The organism is Duganella sp. 1224, from assembly GCF_013408245.1.
Taxonomy (GTDB): domain Bacteria; phylum Pseudomonadota; class Gammaproteobacteria; order Burkholderiales; family Burkholderiaceae_D; genus Rugamonas.
The window spans coordinates 63,678-76,233 of sequence record NZ_JACBYS010000002.1; the positions used below are offsets into that span (position 1 = coordinate 63,678).

At 66.3% G+C, this 12,556-nt stretch carries 13 protein-coding genes; 5 read left to right on the forward strand and 8 right to left on the reverse strand.

Features of this window, described 5'->3' with window-relative positions; translation table 11 throughout:
* Positions 1-87 precede the first annotated feature (87 nt).
* Positions 88-603: a hemerythrin domain-containing protein gene (locus tag FHW58_RS12355; protein WP_179673459.1), complete on the forward strand. Its 516-nt coding sequence runs from the start codon at positions 88-90 to the stop codon at positions 601-603.
* On the opposite strand, the gene coaD is transcribed toward FHW58_RS12355, so the two are convergent.
* The 5 genes from coaD to FHW58_RS12380 all read right to left on the reverse strand — a co-directional run bounded on the left by coaD (position 600) and on the right by FHW58_RS12380 (position 5,958).
* Positions 600-1,745, reverse strand: coding sequence for a pantetheine-phosphate adenylyltransferase (coaD, locus tag FHW58_RS12360; RefSeq protein WP_179673460.1), 1,146 nt, complete (start codon positions 1,743-1,745; stop codon positions 600-602). The two genes, FHW58_RS12355 and coaD, sit on opposite strands and share 4 nt — an antisense overlap.
* A 32-nt stretch (positions 1,746-1,777) precedes the next feature.
* The gene (locus FHW58_RS12365; protein ID WP_179673461.1) at positions 1,778-3,166 is read right to left on the reverse strand and encodes an ATP-binding protein; all 1,389 of its coding nucleotides are present in this window, start codon (positions 3,164-3,166) and stop codon (positions 1,778-1,780) included.
* On the reverse strand, positions 3,163-3,822 hold the full coding sequence (locus FHW58_RS12370) for a response regulator (RefSeq protein ID WP_179673462.1): 660 nt from the start codon (positions 3,820-3,822) through the stop codon (positions 3,163-3,165). The genes FHW58_RS12365 and FHW58_RS12370 overlap by 4 nt, the downstream gene beginning before the upstream one ends.
* Before the next feature lie 45 nt (positions 3,823-3,867).
* Positions 3,868-5,358, reverse strand: a complete 1,491-nt coding sequence (locus tag FHW58_RS12375) for a Do family serine endopeptidase (protein ID WP_179673463.1) — start codon at positions 5,356-5,358, stop codon at positions 3,868-3,870.
* Positions 5,359-5,502: 144 nt separating this feature from the next.
* Complete coding sequence (locus FHW58_RS12380) at positions 5,503-5,958, reverse strand: Hsp20 family protein (RefSeq protein WP_179673464.1); 456 nt, start codon at positions 5,956-5,958, stop codon at positions 5,503-5,505.
* 223 nt (positions 5,959-6,181) lie between these two features.
* Here FHW58_RS12380 and FHW58_RS12385 point away from each other — a divergent pair, with 223 nt between their 5' ends.
* Both FHW58_RS12385 and FHW58_RS12390 read left to right on the forward strand, forming a co-directional pair.
* Positions 6,182-8,056: a M61 family metallopeptidase gene (locus tag FHW58_RS12385; RefSeq protein WP_179673465.1), complete on the forward strand. Its 1,875-nt coding sequence runs from the start codon at positions 6,182-6,184 to the stop codon at positions 8,054-8,056.
* 129 nt (positions 8,057-8,185) lie between these two features.
* Positions 8,186-8,524, forward strand: coding sequence for a hypothetical protein (locus FHW58_RS12390; protein WP_179673466.1), 339 nt, complete (start codon positions 8,186-8,188; stop codon positions 8,522-8,524).
* Here FHW58_RS12390 and FHW58_RS12395 read toward each other — a convergent pair.
* The 3 genes from FHW58_RS12395 to imuA all read right to left on the reverse strand — a co-directional run bounded on the left by FHW58_RS12395 (position 8,521) and on the right by imuA (position 11,535).
* The gene (locus FHW58_RS12395) at positions 8,521-9,279 is read right to left on the reverse strand and encodes a S9 family peptidase (protein WP_179673467.1); all 759 of its coding nucleotides are present in this window, start codon (positions 9,277-9,279) and stop codon (positions 8,521-8,523) included. The two genes, FHW58_RS12390 and FHW58_RS12395, sit on opposite strands and share 4 nt — an antisense overlap.
* A gap of 152 nt (positions 9,280-9,431) precedes the next feature.
* Positions 9,432-10,910, reverse strand: a complete 1,479-nt coding sequence (locus FHW58_RS12400) for a DNA polymerase Y family protein (RefSeq protein ID WP_179674197.1) — start codon at positions 10,908-10,910, stop codon at positions 9,432-9,434.
* Positions 10,840-11,535 carry a translesion DNA synthesis-associated protein ImuA gene (gene imuA, locus FHW58_RS12405; protein ID WP_179673468.1) on the reverse strand — a complete coding sequence of 232 codons (696 nt, stop codon included), beginning with the start codon at positions 11,533-11,535 and terminating at the stop codon, positions 10,840-10,842. The genes FHW58_RS12400 and imuA overlap by 71 nt, the downstream gene beginning before the upstream one ends.
* Positions 11,536-11,690: 155 nt before the next feature.
* Here imuA and FHW58_RS12410 point away from each other — a divergent pair, with 155 nt between their 5' ends.
* Positions 11,691-11,996: a DUF4148 domain-containing protein gene (locus FHW58_RS12410; RefSeq protein WP_179673469.1), complete on the forward strand. Its 306-nt coding sequence runs from the start codon at positions 11,691-11,693 to the stop codon at positions 11,994-11,996.
* A 76-nt stretch (positions 11,997-12,072) separates the two neighbouring features.
* The gene (locus FHW58_RS12415; RefSeq protein WP_179674198.1) at positions 12,073-12,528 is read left to right on the forward strand and encodes a cytochrome P460 family protein; all 456 of its coding nucleotides are present in this window, start codon (positions 12,073-12,075) and stop codon (positions 12,526-12,528) included.
* The last annotated feature ends 28 nt before the right edge of the window (positions 12,529-12,556 follow it).

Consider the following 12,556-nt stretch of genomic DNA (forward strand, 5'->3'; position numbering starts at 1 on the left):
TTGAACAACGCACAGACGCGACCAGGTGCGGCTCCTAGACTGGCCTGGCAGTCCCCCGCACGTTCATTAGCCACGCAAGGAGCCGACATGAGAACCACTTCCCCATCGCAGGGCAAAATCCCCAAGCCTATTCCGACTGAAACGCAACCGCAGGACGCCATCGCGCTGCTGATTGAAGACCATGAAACCGTCAAGGACATGTTCGAGCAGTACGAGCAGCTGGGCGACCGCGCCAATGTCAGCAAGCACAAGCTCGCGCTGCAGATCTGCGAGGCGCTGACCAAGCACACCATGATCGAGGAGGAAATCTTCTACCCGGCCGTGCGCAAGGCCATCAAGGACGACGACATGATGGACGAGGCCGTTGTCGAGCACGCCTCGGCGAAGGACCTGATCGCCCAGATCCAGACCATGGCGCCGACCGATGACCTGTTCGACGCCAAGGTCAAGGTGCTGTCGGAAATGATCGACCACCACGTCGAGGAAGAAGAAACCGAGATGTTCCCCAAAGTCCGCAAAACCAAGCTGGACCTGGAAGAACTGGGTGCCGCGCTGGCCGCCCGCAAGGACGAAATCGAGCTGCCGCCCACCGGCACCGCCTAAACCGCCAGCCGGTCTATCTCGCGCTGCATATTGTCGATGGCGCGCTCGTTGTACTGTTCGGCAAAGTAGGCGTTGCCGAACAGCAGGCCTTGCTGCGCCTTGCGGCACAGGTGCGCCAGCGCCGCGCCGCGCTGCTGGCGGTACGTCGCATCCGGCAGATGGCTGTACTCCTGCCGGATCGCCCGCGCGTAGTTCTGGTAGACCTCGTCGTCCTGGCCGAGAATGGCCAGGTCCACGCTTAGCAGCACGTCCTTCAGCCGGTGCGTGATGGCTGCCTCCTGGAAATGGTCGGTGGCGCGTATCAGCTCGGCCGCGTCGCCGGTTTCCTGGCCCAGGTGGCTGCCCAGCCACAGCTGCGCGCTGGCCTCCTCGTTGGTCGGCGCCGCCGGGTCGCCGTGGTGGCCGTACTCGGCGTCATGGAACCAGAACGCCTGCTTGATGATGTCGACGTCGGCCGGATCGGGCCGGGTGTTGGCAGCCCACACGCGGATCTCGCACAGGCCGTGCACCAGGTGGTCGAGGTTGTGGTAGTGGCGCGCCGCGCCGCCGTAGCAGCCGGGGCCGGTCAGGCGCGCGAACCAGTCGTCGGCGTGGGCGATGGCGGTGGCGTCGCGGTGGGCGTAGTCCCACAGCGTTTCCCACTCCTTGCGCAGCCAGCTCAGCACCCAGGCGTGATAGGCCGGCCCCGGGACGAATTTCTTCATGATCCAGTTCCAGCCGATCGGCCCCTCCAGCGCCTTGACGAACGACGAGCTGACCGAGCCGAGGTCGCGCGGCGGCATCACGAACACCGTCTTGGCGCCCTGCAGCACGTCGACGTTGGTTTGCTGGATCAGGTTCTCGTAATCGAAATCGGCGGTGGTGCGGATGCCGCGGATCAGGCATTCCACGCCCTGCTTCTTGGCCGCGCGCGCCGTGTAGTCGCCGCGCACGATCACCACCGACACATTGGCCCAGCCCTGCTCGGCGCAGCTGAGCGCGATGATGCTCTTGCGCTCCTCGGCGGTGAACTTGGGCTTCTTGGCCGGATTTTCAGACAGAAAGACCACCACCTCGTCCGCCAGCGAACGGGCTTCGTTGATCACCCACATGTGACCGTTGGTGATCGGGTCCAGGGTTCCCGAAAATCCGATTTTCTTCATGCGCCACTCCAGCACCGTGTAAAAACGGCATTTTAGACCGGAGTGGGCTTGGCAGTCTCGGGAAAATCGACATTGACCTTCAGCCCGCCCAGGCGTTCGGACTGCTCCAGCGACAGCACGGCAGCGTGGCGCTCGGCGATCGACTGCACGATCGCCATGCCCAGACCGCTGCCGCCGGCCGGGCTGCCCGGCACCCGGTAGAAGCGGCTGAACACCCGCTCGCGCTCCTCCGGCGGGATGCCGGGGCCGGAATCCTCGACGCTGAGCAGGATGCGCGGCTTGGCCTGTTTTGTGGCGGCCACGCTACGGCGCAGGTCGATATCGACGGTGCCGCCGGCCGGCGTGTACTTGATGGCGTTGTCGACCAGGTTGCGCAGCAGGATCAGCAGCGCGTCCTGCTGGCCGTTGACCCACACCTCATCGGCATGGTTGAGGCCGAGGTCGATCTGGCGCGCCTGCGCCAGCCCGTTCATGTCGCCCAGCACGCGCTTGACGATGTCGCCCAGGTTGACCGGCTCCAGCCGGATCTCGTCGCTGCCGCCCTCCTGCCGCGCCAGCATCAGCAATTGTTCGACCAGCCGCGTGGCGCGCTCGATGCCGGCCGTGACGCGGCCGATGGCCACCTTGCGCGCCGCCTCGTCCTGCGCCCGCTCCAGGCTCAGCACCTGCAGCTTGAGCGCCGCCAGCGGCGTGCGCAGCTCGTGCGCGGCGTCGGCCACGAAGTGCTGCTGCGCCTGGAACGCGGTGCGCACGCGGTCGAACAGCAGGTTGAGCTCCTGCACCAGCGGCAGCACCTCGTCCGGCAAGTCGTTTTCCGACACCGGCGACAGGTCCTCGGCCTGGCGCGCCGCCACCTGCCGCTTGACGCGCGACACCGGCGCCAGCGAGCCGGACACCACCCACCACACCACCAGCATCAGCACCGGCGCCATGACGGCGATCGGGCCGACCGTGCGCAGCGCCAGCGTGCCGGCCATGCGCTGGCGCACCGCCATGTCCTGCGCGATCTGCACCGTCTGGTTGGAGGTCTGCACCGAGAACACCCGGTAGGTGGTGTTGTTCACCCGCACATTGGAAAAGCCCAGCACCGCGCGCTGCGGCAGGGCCGCGCGCGACAGCGAGCGGAACACCTGGGCGCCGTCCGGGGTCCACACCTGCACCACCAGGTCGTCGTTTTCCGGATCGGCGGCGGTGTCGGCGGCCTTGTTGGTCAGCGTGGCGCTGGAACGCAGCGACATCGCCATCTGCTGCATGTGATAGTCGAAGATCTGGTCGGCGTCGCTGAGCGCGCTGCGGTAGGCGATCATCGCCTGGGCGATGGCCGCCATGGTAATGGCGGCCAGCAGGAACCACAGCAGGCGCCCGCGCAGCGAATGGGTCACCACCGGCACGCGCGGCAGCGGCGGCATCCTTACCTTCATAGTTTCGGCACCATGTAGCCGAGGCCGCGCACGTTCTGGATCAGCTCGGCGCCAAGTTTCTTGCGCAGGCCGTGGATGTAGACTTCCACCGCGTTGCTGTTGACTTCATCCTTCCAGCTGTACAGCTTTTCCTCCAGCTGGTGGCGCGACAGCACGATGCCCGGCCGCGCGATCAGCGCCTCCAGCACCGCCCATTCGCGCGCCGACAGGCTGACCGGCTTGCCGTCGGCGATGACTTCGCGGGTTTGCGGATTGACGGTGACGTTGCCGTGCTCGAAGATCGGCTCGGCGCGGCCGGCCGAGCGGCGCAGCAGCGCGCGGATGCGCGCCAGCAGCTCGTCCAGGTCGTAGGGTTTGAGCACGTAGTCGTCGGCGCCGGCGTCGAGGCCGGCGATGCGCTGTTCCTTGGCGTCGCGCGCGGTGGCGATCAGCACCGGGGTCAGCTCCTTGCGCAGGCGCATCGAGCGCAGCACGTCGAGGCCGTCCTTGCGCGGCAGGCCCAGGTCCAGCAGTACCAGGTCGTAGGTCTGGGTCTGCAGCGCGGTATCGGCCATGGCGCCGTCCTTGACCCAGTCGACGGCGTAGTGCTCGGCCCGCAACAGGTCGAGCACCACCTCGCCGATCATCGTGTCGTCTTCTACCAGCAGAAGTCGCATGTTGTTCCCTTTCTGTTTTTGTTGAGCGTTCTGCCGGCCCGAAGTTTAGCCCAGGCGGACCGGTATGAAGATTTTATCGTCGCCGCGCTGGATCAGCAATGCCACCGACTTGGAGGACTTGCCCACCACGTCGCGCACCTGCTCGACGCTGTTGACCGGCCGGCCATTGACCGACAGCAGCACGTCGCCCGGCTGCACACCGGCATCGGCCGCCGCGCCGCCGGCGTCCTGGATCAGCAGGCCGCTGGCGATGCCGGATTCCTGGCGTTCCGACGGGTCCAGCGGACGCAGCGACAAGCCCAGGCGGGTTTTGGCGCTGGCCTGGTCGGCCGGCGCGTCGGCCTTGGCGATCTTGTCGTTGGCGTTGCCCAGCGTCGCGGTGACCTGCTGCGGCTTGCCCTGGCGCCAGATGTCCAGCGTGATCTTGTCGCCCGGCGTCGACAGGCCCACCATCGACGGCAGGTCGGCCGAGCTGATGATCTTCTGGCCGTTGACCGCGCGGATCACGTCGCCCGACTTTAGGCCGGCCTTGTCGGCCGGACCGCCGCGCTCGACGTTCGAGATCAGCGCGCCCTCCGGCGTGGCCAGGTTGAACGAATCGGCAAAGCCCTGGTTGACCTCCTGCACCGTCACGCCCAGCTTGGCGTGCACCACCTTGCCGGTGGAGACGATCTGGTTCTTGATCTTGTTCGCCACATCGATCGGGATGGCGAACGACAAGCCCTGGTAGCCGCCGGTCTGGCTGTAAATCTGCGAGTTGATGCCGACCACCTCGCCGCGGGTGTTGAACAGCGGGCCGCCGGAGTTACCCGGATTGACCGCCACGTCGGTCTGGATGAACGGCACGTTACCATCCGGCAGCGAGCGGCCCTTGGCGCTGACCACGCCGGCGGTGACGGTGTTGTCCAGGCCGTATGGCGAGCCGATCGCCAGCACCCATTCCCCCACTTTCAGGTCGTTGCCCTTGGCCAGCGGCACCACCGGCAGGTTCTTGGCGTCGATTTTCAGTACGGCGACGTCGCTCTGCGGGTCGGAACCCAGCACCTTGGCGCGGAATTCGCGGCGGTCGGTCAGCTTGACCACCACCTCGCTGGCGTCACGCACCACGTGGGCGTTGGTCAGGATGATGCCGTCCGGGCTGATGATGAAGCCCGAGCCCAGGCCGTGGGTCGGCACCTGGCGCTGCTGGCCGCGCTGCTGGCCCTGGAAGCGGCGGAAGAATTCGTAGAAAGGATCGTCCGCGTACGGATCGTTGCGGCCTTGCGGGCCGTCCGGATCGAAGGCGGTCTTGGTGCTGCCGGTAACGTTGATGTTGACCACGGCCGGACCGTTCTGCGCGACGATCGAGCTGAAGTCCGGCAGCGTAATGCCGGGCGCGGCGACGGGCGCCGGCGCGGCGCTCGCGGCCACGGCGGCAACCGGCACGGTGGCGGCGGCCACGGCGGCGTTTTGTTTGACAGCGACTGCACCGCCCACGCCGACCACGCCCAGTACGGCGACGGCGACGGCAGCACGCTTGAGAGTAGAATTGGACATCACGGTTCTCCTATGGCTGAAGTCTCACTTTAGATGTATCCAATATGAGGCTAAAAACTTAGGTCCTACTTAACCAAAATGCTTCGTTACAACGCAAAACTGGCCGGATAACCGGCCAGTTGCAAGGACTACATTAAAGCGGAATTAAGCGGCCTGGCGCTGCTCCAGGGCAGTCACGTTGTCGCTGCCGTCGATGACGATTTTGCGTGGCTTCAGGGCTTCCGGAATCTCACGCACCAGTTCGATGGTGAGCATGCCGTTGTCGAAGCTGGCGCCGGTCACTTTAACGTGGTTGGCCAGCTGGAAGCGCTGCTCGAAATCGCGGGCGGCGATGCCACGGTGCAGATAGGTGCGCTCGGTGGCGTCCTTCTGCTTGCGGCCCACCACGGTCAGCGAGTCACGCTCGAAGGTGATGTCGATTTCCGAACGGGTGAAGCCGGCCAGCGCCATGACGATGCGGTACTGGTCGTCCGACACGAGTTCGATATTGTATGGGGGATAGCTAGGGGCGTCGTTGCGCTGGGCGTCGTTCAGCAGTTGTGCCAGACGATCGAAGCCGATGGCGGAACGGTACAGTGGGGCGAGATCAAAAGTACGCATGATAAATATCCTTTTCAAAATAAGCGATATGGTCTGACAGGGGAAGTTCCCCTCCCGCGGTCCCCTTCTGGGCAACCGCTGAGTCCCATATAAGTCGTGCCAAAACGCTTTCAAGAGGTTTTTTTTAAAAATTTTTCGCTGCGGCGCGTCATCCCTTTGCGAGATTTGCAAGTTACCCCCGTGCTACACTCGTTTTCTTGTTCAACCGTTTTCCTTGACACCAATGACCCTCACCCGTGCCGTACTTGCCGCCGTGCTGGCCACCGCCTTCAGCGCCCAGGCCGCTTCCGACCAGCCCTACCCGGGCACCATCGTGCTGAACGTGGATGCCAGCAACACCGCCCAGCAAATCTTCCGCGTGCGCGAAAGCATCCCGGCCAAGCCGGGCAAGCTGACGCTGCTGTATCCGCAATGGATCCCCGGCAACCACGGCCCGAGCGGCGCGCTCAACCAGTTTGCCGGCCTCAAGGTCAGCGCCAACGGCCAGCCGGTCGAATGGACGCGCGACCCGGTCAACGTCTACGCCTTCCACGTCACCGTGCCGAAGGGCGCCAGCGGCGTCGACGTCGAATTCCAGTACCTGTCGCCGGTGGAAGGCAACCAGGGCCGCATCACCATGACCAACGACATCCTGGGCGTGCAATGGCAATCGGTGGCGCTGTACCCGGCCGGCTACGCCACCAACAAGATCACCGTGCAGCCCAACCTGACCGTGCCGGCCGGCTGGCAGTACGGCAGCGCGCTGGAGCAGCAGGCGCGCAGCGGCGACGACGTCGCCTTCAAGCCGACCGACCTGGAAACGCTGGTCGACTCGCCGCTGTTTGCCGGCCGCTACTTCCGCCAGATCGACCTCGACCCGGGCGCGAAAATCCCGGTGCGCCTGAACGTCGTGGCCGACTCGGCCGACCAGCTCGAGGCCACGCCGGAACAGATCGCGCCGCACCGCGCACTGGTGCAGCAGGCCTACAAGCTGTTCAACTCGCAGCACTACAAGCACTACGACTTCCTGTTCGCCATCAGCGACGAGTTCGGCGGCATCGGCCGCGAGCACCACCAGTCGAGCGAGAACGGCGTCAAGCTCGGCTACTTCACCGAATGGAAAAAGTACGAAGCGCGCCGCGAACTGCTGCCGCACGAATTCACGCACTCGTGGAACGGCAAGTTCCGCCGCCCGGCCGGCCAGGCCGTGAGCGACTTCAACACGCCGCTGCAGAACGAACTGCTGTGGGTGTACGAGGGCCAGACGCAGTACTGGGGCGCGGTGCTGGCCGCGCGCTCGGGCCTGATCAAGCCGGAACACACGCGCGACCTGATCGCCGCCACCGCCGCCCGCTACGACAACGTCAAGGGCCGCGACTGGCGCGCGGTGCAGGACACCGTCAACGACCCGATCATCAACGCCCGCCGTCCGCAGGGCTGGAACAACTGGCAGCGCTCGGAGGACTACTACTCCGAGGGCGAGCTGATCTGGCTGGACGCCGACACCAAGATCCGCGAACTGTCGGGCGAGAAAAAATCGCTGAACGACTTCGCGCGCGCCTTCTTTGGCGTCGACAATGGCGTCAACGTCGCCAAGCCCTACACGTTCGAGGACGTGGTCAAGGCGCTCAACGCCGTGCAGCCGTACGACTGGGCCAGCTTCCTGCGCAGCCGCCTGGACGGCCACGGCCCGGGCGCGCCGCTGGACGGCCTGACGCGCGCCGGCTGGAAACTGGTGTACACCGACAAGCCGACCGAGTTCCTCAAGGCGCAGGAAGACCTGAGCAAATCGGCCAACTTCCAGTACTCGCTGGGCTTCTCGGTCAGTGGTGAAGGCAAGCTGGAAGGGTTCCAGTGGGACGGCGTCGGCTTCAAGGCCGGCCTGTCGGGCAACACCACGCTGCTGGCGGTCAACGGCCGCGCCTACAAGGCCGAGCTGCTGCGCGCCACCGTGACCGCCGCCAAGGACGGCAAGGAGCCGATCAACCTGCTGGTCAAGAAAGGCAACCTGTACCAGACCGTCGCGCTCGACTACCACGGCGGCCTGAAGTACCCGCGCCTGGAACGCATCGACGGCACCCCGGACCGCCTGGAAGCGATCCTGCAACCACTGAAGTAAAAACCCGGGGTCAGGTCCTCCATTTCTACACGGCCTCCGCCGTACGCGAGCGTACGGCGGAGGCCGTGTAGAAATGGAGGACCTGACCCCGGAGTGGACTAAGCGGTGATGGGGGTGTATGCTGGTCGCATGACCCAAGACACCGACATCCAGCTCAGCGGCCCGTTCAAGGCCACCGACGGCTCCGGCCGTGCCCACGACGCCAAGGCGATCCGCATCTTTGACGAAGGCTATGGCGCCATCGACGTCTACGTCGATTTCAAGGCGCCCATCAGCGGCCTGCACAACGACAAGGCCCTGATCGCCGCCGTGGTGGCGCAACTGCGCACCGTCGGCTACAAGGGGCCGGACCTGACGCCGGGCGATCCGGTGCTGCAGGAGGGCCGGCTGCTGGTGCTGGAGGCGCCGGACGAGTTCAACGCCTTTGCCGCCAGCAAGGGCTGGAAAGACCTGTCGGAAGACTTTTAAAACAGATAGCGGTCGGCCCAGACCGCGATCAGGTTGGCCACGTAGACGGCGTCCTCGCGCCGCGTCAGCAGGTGGTCGGCACTGTCCAGCGAGATGAAACTCTTCGGATGCTTGGCGGCCGTGAAAATCTCCATCGCGTTGCTGAGGCCGACTGTGTCGTCGCCCGGCGCGTGCATCACCAGCAAGGCGCGCCGCAGTGCCGCGATCTTCAGCTTCAGGTTGTGCCCGCCCGCATCTTCCACAAATTGCTGCTTGATGCGGAACGGCCGTCCCGCCAGCTGCACCAGCGCCTCGCCTTCGCGCGCGATCTCGTCCAGGTGCTGGCTGAACATGCCGGTCACCGAGGCCGGGCTGCTGGGCGCGGCAATGGTCACCACCGCCTTCACCTCCGGCATCTGGTCGGCCGCCGCCAGCACCGCCGCGCCGCCCAGGCTGTGGCCGATCAGCAGCTGCGGCGCCTGATAGGTGTCGCGCATGAAGTTGGCGGCCGCCACCAGGTCGGCCAGGTTGGACGAGAAATTGGTGTTGGCGAACTCCCCTTCGCTGGCGCCCAGGCCGGTGAAGTCGAAGCGCAGCACCGCGATGCCGTGTTCGGTCAGCGCCTGCGCCACACGGCTGGCGGCAAACACGTCCTTGCCGCAGGTGAAGCAATGCGCGAACAGGGCGTAGGCTTTGATCTCGCCGTCCGGCCCGTCCAGCCGCGCCGCCAGCTTGTGGCCGTGCGCGCCGATAAATTCCTGTCGTTGTGATTTCATGCCGTTACTTTAGCAGCTTGCCGGCGGGATGTGGTCCAGTACCGACTTCAGCAAGAGATTGAACGCCTGCGGCCGCTCCGGCATCGGGGTGTGGCCGCAATCGGCCAGGTAGCGGCGTTGGCCGCCAGGCCGGCCGGCGTCGAACAGGAAACCTAGCCGAACAGGCCGTGCAGATACCAGCGCGTTTCCGGCTGCGCCACGCCGCTGTCGCGCTCCTTGAACAGCCAGTAGTGCGCGTGGTCCTCGCCCTGCGCCATGAAGTAGTCGCGCGTCTGCATTGCGCCCCACCAGCCAGCTTCGATGCGCTCGCCGGTGGAGCGGATGCGCAGCGGCGAGCCGTAGTACGGACGGTGGTCGCGCATCAGCAAGGGAATCGGCTTGGCCAGCAGCCAGGCCGGACGCGGCAGACTGCCCATGTCCGGCGGTAGCTGCGCGCGCACGTCGGCCGGGCGCAGCCGGGTCTGGATGCTGAGCCAGGTGTTGGCATGCTCGGGCCGGTAATCGGCGCTGGGGGCGGCCTGCAGCACGTTTTCCGGCCCCAGCCGCGCGGCCAGCAGTTCCAGCAGGCGCTGCCAGTCTTCCTTGCTGCCACCGGGCTCGGGAAACAGCGATGCGCTCGGCGGCGCCATCGGCTGAACCTGCGGCGCTTCCAGGCACAGGCCGATGACCGGCGCCTGCAGTTCCTGCTTGGCCAGCCGTTCCTTCAGCAGACGCACCAGGTGGCCGTCTTGCCAGGTGGGCTCGGCCAGTGCCACTTCCACCACCGTCGGCGCGCAGGCGGTGCGGCCGCGCTCGTGCTCCAGCAACAACTGGATGCGCCCCACCGCCAGCTGGCGCGCGCTCAGCCAGCCGGTCAGCTGCAACACCAGGCGGTGAGCGCCAAACAGCAGGGCCTCGGCGTTTTCCACGCGGTCGAACAATTCCATTTTGGCGCGGAAGCTGGCCGGCGCTTGCAGCCAAGTATGCAGCTCGGGACGGGCGCCGTGGGCGTCGTCCAGCATGTCCAGCAGCGCGCGGCCGCAGCGGCGCTGCAAGCCAGGACGCGGCAGGCGGCGCAACTGGCCCAGCGTCATGCAGCCGATGCCTTCCAGCCAGTCCAGGTACGGGCGCGCCGGCGGCAGCAGGCCGGGCGGCAACGCCCGCAGGCGGCGCTCCAGCGACGCCATCGTCAGTGCGCGGCCGGCGTTGCCGCGCGCCAGCAGCCAGGCGCCGCGCGCGGTCGGCGCGCAACTCAGCGTGCCGGTGAAGCCCAGCGCGCGCACGCTGTCCGCCACCTTGCGGCACAGCGCGCGGAGGCCGCCAAACAGCCGCAGGCTGGCGCCCACATCCAGCAGCAGCGTGGCCTCCTCCGCCTGCGCCAGCTGCGGCGTGAATTGCAGCAGCGCCAGCGCGACGGCTTGCAGGGCCTCGGCCTCCAGCGGCGGCGAACGCTGCTGGAACTGCGATTGCGGCGCCAGCATGATGGCGCCGCCACGGCGCAAGCCCTCGCGCACGCCGGCGTCGTGGGCCGCGTCGGACAGGGCGATCACGCGCTCCTGCTCCAGCACCACCGTGCACTGGTCAGTTGACCAGCGCGGGCAGAACACTTCGAGCGGCAGCCGTGGCAGGTGCAAGGCGATCCAGATGCGCATCATGGCGTTGAAGCAAGGCAGGGGTTAACGGTAAGAACAAGGGCGCGTCACGCTGCGGTCCGCGCCGTTTGACGAAGCCGATGTCGACGCCGCCGGCCGCCGCCCGCAGCGACAGCCGCAGCGGCGCCGGCGACGCTTCGCGCGCGGCCGCCAGCGGCCGCAGCATGCAAAACAGGGTGTCGCCGCTTTGCGCCGCCAGATGCAGCCGGCGCAGCGTTTCTCCCCTCGCCTGCGTCTGCCAGAACAGCAGCGCGCCGCAACAGCCGCTGCGCAGGATCTGCTCGGCCGCCCACAACGCGTCGCTGGCCTTGGCGCCGCTGCGCACCCACAGCAGTTGCGACGGTTCCAGCCCCAGCGCGGCCAGCGCCAGCGCCTGCGGCGCATGCGGCGGCTGCAGCAGCACGATGGGACGCTTGCCAAGCGCGGCCAGCGCCGGCTGCAGCAGGCGCAGTTCGCCGATGCCGTGCTGCTGCACCAGCAGATCGATGAGCGTGCCCAGCGGCCAGCCGCCGCCCGGCAGTTGCGCGGACAGGGCGGCAAAGCCGGTGTCCAGGCAGCGCGTGGCGCTGTGCGCCAGTTGGTCGGCCCGCCACAGGGACGGGTGTACGGTTTCCGGGTGTGTCATGGCATTGTAGCGCAAATACTGTATAAATACACAGTACTCCTTGAGCGATCGTTTGACAAGATTTTCTTTTAAAAAGCTCTTGCGATTAAATCGCATCCGCTTTAATATACACCCATCGGGCAACGATGCCCAGCCAACCTCAAGGAGTCAAGATCATGAAAAACATCACCATCGCACTGTCCCTCGCCGCCACCGTATTTGCCGCCGGCGCCGCCTCGGCCCAGGAAAGCGCGGAATATTCCGGCTACACCGGCTTCGTCGCCACCGCCACCCGCGCCCAGGTGCAGGCGGAAACCCGCCTGGCTATCCAGCGCGGCGAGATCAGCGACGGCGAACAGTATCCGGCCTCGCTGGTGGAACGCGTTCCCGCCGCCAAGACCCGCGCGCAAGTCAAGGCCGAGCTGATCGCCTACCGCAAGACCCATCCGGAAGTGTCGGATGACGTCAGCGTGGTCCAATAATCGGGCAAATAACACGCATACGCTTTAATCGGTTGCAATTAAATACAGGGAGTCTGAAGTGAAAGCCATCCTATCGATGCTGCTGGCCGCCGCCGGCCTGGCCCAGGCGGCCGACAACGCCTCGCCGATTTACGGCGTGACCTTGCCCGACGGCTACCGCAAATGGGAATTCATCGCCCCGGCGCATGAAAGCCCGCCGCTGGACGAATTGCGCGTGGTGGTCGGCAACCCGGTCGCCATGGCCGCCATCGAGAAAAACCAGCTGCCCTTCCCGGACGGCACGGTGCTGGTGAAAATGGCGTGGAAGCATGTGCAGTCGCCGGAATCGCCGCCGGCCTATGTGCCGGGCCAGGCCACCACGGTGCAGGTGATGGTCAAGGACTCGAAGAAATACGCGTCCACCGGCGGCTGGGGCTTCGGCCGCTTCGTCAACGGCAAGCCGGTGGACGCGGCCCAGCACCAGACCTGCTGGGGCTGTCACCAGGCGCTGGTCAAGGACCATGACTTTGTTTTCACCCGCCTGGCGCCCTGACAGGCCCTGATAGGACCAGCGATAGAGG

What these genes read in the sequence shown, in the direction of transcription:
- FHW58_RS12355 (WP_179673459.1), top strand. Translation starts at nt 88, where the DNA reads ATGAGAACCACTTCCCCATCGCAGGGCAAAATCCCCAAGCCTATTCCG.
- coaD (WP_179673460.1), bottom strand. Translation starts at nt 1,745, where the DNA reads ATGAAGAAAATCGGATTTTCGGGAACCCTGGACCCGATCACCAACGGT.
- FHW58_RS12365 (WP_179673461.1), bottom strand. Translation starts at nt 3,166, where the DNA reads ATGAAGGTAAGGATGCCGCCGCTGCCGCGCGTGCCGGTGGTGACCCAT.
- FHW58_RS12370 (WP_179673462.1), bottom strand. Translation starts at nt 3,822, where the DNA reads ATGCGACTTCTGCTGGTAGAAGACGACACGATGATCGGCGAGGTGGTG.
- FHW58_RS12375 (WP_179673463.1), bottom strand. Translation starts at nt 5,358, where the DNA reads ATGTCCAATTCTACTCTCAAGCGTGCTGCCGTCGCCGTCGCCGTACTG.
- FHW58_RS12380 (WP_179673464.1), bottom strand. Translation starts at nt 5,958, where the DNA reads ATGCGTACTTTTGATCTCGCCCCACTGTACCGTTCCGCCATCGGCTTC.
- FHW58_RS12385 (WP_179673465.1), top strand. Translation starts at nt 6,182, where the DNA reads ATGACCCTCACCCGTGCCGTACTTGCCGCCGTGCTGGCCACCGCCTTC.
- FHW58_RS12390 (WP_179673466.1), top strand. Translation starts at nt 8,186, where the DNA reads ATGACCCAAGACACCGACATCCAGCTCAGCGGCCCGTTCAAGGCCACC.
- FHW58_RS12395 (WP_179673467.1), bottom strand. Translation starts at nt 9,279, where the DNA reads ATGAAATCACAACGACAGGAATTTATCGGCGCGCACGGCCACAAGCTG.
- FHW58_RS12400 (WP_179674197.1), bottom strand. Translation starts at nt 10,910, where the DNA reads ATGCGCATCTGGATCGCCTTGCACCTGCCACGGCTGCCGCTCGAAGTG.
- imuA (WP_179673468.1), bottom strand. Translation starts at nt 11,535, where the DNA reads ATGACACACCCGGAAACCGTACACCCGTCCCTGTGGCGGGCCGACCAA.
- FHW58_RS12410 (WP_179673469.1), top strand. Translation starts at nt 11,691, where the DNA reads ATGAAAAACATCACCATCGCACTGTCCCTCGCCGCCACCGTATTTGCC.
- FHW58_RS12415 (WP_179674198.1), top strand. Translation starts at nt 12,073, where the DNA reads ATGCTGCTGGCCGCCGCCGGCCTGGCCCAGGCGGCCGACAACGCCTCG.